The sequence below is a fragment of the Variovorax sp. DXTD-1 genome (assembly GCF_003984625.1).
Lineage (GTDB): Bacteria > Pseudomonadota > Gammaproteobacteria > Burkholderiales > Burkholderiaceae_C > Variovorax.
This window is the reverse complement of sequence record NZ_RWKH01000063.1, coordinates 1-1,465: the sequence shown is the minus strand read 5'-3', so window position 1 is coordinate 1,465 and position 1,465 is coordinate 1. Positions and strand designations below refer to the sequence as shown.

General features: G+C 66.0%; 2 protein-coding genes. Both read left to right on the top strand.

Features of this window, described 5'->3' with window-relative positions:
• The coding region (locus EJI00_RS25200) for a hypothetical protein (RefSeq protein WP_185868223.1) at nucleotides 1-190 on the top strand (190 nt) is incomplete at its 5' end.
• Nucleotides 191-274: 84 nt separating this feature from the next.
• The coding region (locus tag EJI00_RS24845; RefSeq protein ID WP_126750117.1) for a methyl-accepting chemotaxis protein at nucleotides 275-1,465 on the top strand (1,191 nt) is incomplete at its 3' end.

The window sequence follows — 1,465 nt, the reverse complement described above, 5'->3', positions numbered from 1 at the left end:
GGAGCCCGGCACGCAGCTCCAGCGAAGCGAGCCGGCGTTCGCAGCGCCCGCGGCGGCGCGAACGGTGTTCGGCCCACTCAAGGCCGTGCCCAAGACCCTGCGGCCGGCTCTGGGCGGGAAAGCCGAGGCTGCCGCACCCCGGCAACTGGCCACGGCCGGCACGGCGGCCGGCGACTGGACGGAATTTTGAACTAATGGCCTCAAGTCTTGCGCGCACCTGCCGATAAACCTATCGGTAGCACCGCACAAAAGACATCCACCCTAGGAAGAGACTATGTTCAACCGTTTGAATTCCCGCGGCCTTCGCATCGGCCAGAAGCTCGGGCTGTTCACGGCCAGCGCCATCATGGGCGTGGCGGCCCTGACAGCCCTTTTCCTGATTTCGGAGCGCAAGCTCATCATGGAAGAGCGGCAAGCCAGCGTGCGCCAGGTGGTGGAAAGCGCGCACGGCCTGCTGGCCCACTACCACGGCCTTGTGGCCAAGGGCACGCTGACCGAGCCGCAGGCGAAGGAACAGGCCGTGCAGGCGATTCGCGGCCTGCGCTACAGCGGCAGCGAGTATTTCTGGATCAACGACATGCAGCCGCGCATGGTGATGCACCCCATCAGCCCGGCGCTCGAGAACAAGGATCTCTCTTCCAACAAGGACGCCACCGGCAAGCGGCTGTTCGTCTCTTTCGTCGAGACCGTCAAGGCCAACGGCGCGGGCTTCGTTCCCTATCTCTGGGCCAAGCCGGGCAGCGACAAACCGGTGCCCAAGGTTTCCTATGTGAAGGGCTTCGAACCCTGGGGCTGGATCATCGGCTCGGGTGTCTATGTGGACACGGTGCAGACCACGATCATGGGCCGGATCATCACCCTGTCGATTGGTGCGGCGGTGCTTGCCGCAGGGCTGCTGGCCCTCGGCTGGGCAATCTCGCGCGGCCTGCTGAAGCAGCTCGGCGGCGAGCCAGCGGAAGCGACCGCCATTGCGCACCGCATCGCCAGTGGTGACCTGGCGGTTCGCATCGACCTGAAGCGAGGCGACCAGGCCAGCCTGCTGCATGCGATCCAGGGCATGCGCGACAGCCTCGCCAAGGTGGTGGGCGAAGTGCGCACCGGCACCGACGCCATCGCCACCGCCTCGGGCCAGATTGCCGCAGGCAATCAAGATTTGTCTTCCCGCACCGAAGAGCAGGCCAGCTCGCTCGAAGAGACGGCCGCCTCGATGGAAGAGCTCACGAGCACGGTGAAGCAGAACGCCGACAACGCCCGCCAGGCCAACCAGCTGGCCCTGTCGGCCTCCGAAGTGGCCGTGCGCGGCGGCGGCGTGGTCAGCCAGGTGGTAGACACCATGGGCTCCATCAACACCTCGTCCAAGAAGATCGTCGACATCATCGGCGTGATCGATGGCATCGCGTTCCAGACCAACATCCTCGCGCTGAACGCCGCGGTGGAAGCGGCACGCGCCGGCGAGCAGGGCCGC